This window comes from Ameyamaea chiangmaiensis, from assembly GCF_013376175.1.
In the GTDB taxonomy this organism is placed as follows: domain Bacteria; phylum Pseudomonadota; class Alphaproteobacteria; order Acetobacterales; family Acetobacteraceae; genus Ameyamaea; species Ameyamaea chiangmaiensis.
In genome coordinates this window covers 1-608 of the sequence record NZ_JABXXR010000364.1, presented here as the reverse complement: position 1 = coordinate 608, position 608 = coordinate 1, and the positions used below count along the sequence as shown (strand labels likewise).

1 protein-coding gene is annotated in these 608 nt (G+C 72.2%); it reads right to left on the bottom strand.

Annotation, left to right across the window (positions count from 1 at the left end; all coding sequences use genetic code 11):
• On the bottom strand, positions 1-422 hold a 422-nt coding region (locus HUK82_RS17075), incomplete at its 3' end, for a polyphenol oxidase family protein (protein WP_176615020.1).
• Positions 423-608 lie beyond the last annotated feature (186 nt).

Genomic DNA, 608 nt, shown 5'->3' with positions numbered 1-608 from the left:
AGCGTGGCTTCGAGCACACCGCCCGCGGCACCGCGCCAGCCCGCATGGGCCGCGCCCACCACGGCCCCACCTTCCGCCATGAACAGAACGGGCGCGCAATCGGCGGTGATCACCCCGATCGCGATATCGGGGCGCGTGCTGACCAGCGCATCCGCCTCCGGCCCCCGGTCCCACGGATCGGTCACGACCGCCACGCCATCGCCGTGCACCTGGGTCACACCCAGCAGATGCGTCGGCGCGACGCCCATCTCCCCCGCGACGCGGGCGCGATTTTCGGCCAGAGCCTCCGGGCGGTCGCCGGATCGCATCGAGCAGTTCAGGCTCGCGTAAGGCCCTTTCGACACGCCGCCCAGCCGGGTGAAGAACCCGTGCCGCACCGGCGCCAGCGCCACATGTCGCAGCACCCAGTCTTGCGTCGTCATCGCATCGTTCCCCCGGTCATAGGCTGTCTCGGCCCGCCACGTTATCCTTCATCACCAAACCCCGGCAGGGGCGCCAGACCCGGCGCACGCAACGCCACCACCTTGAACAGCCGCCCCATGCGTTCGGGCGCGGACAGACGCGCCGCCCCCTCGCGCAGGCGGCCCGCGTCCTCCGGCGACAGCCCG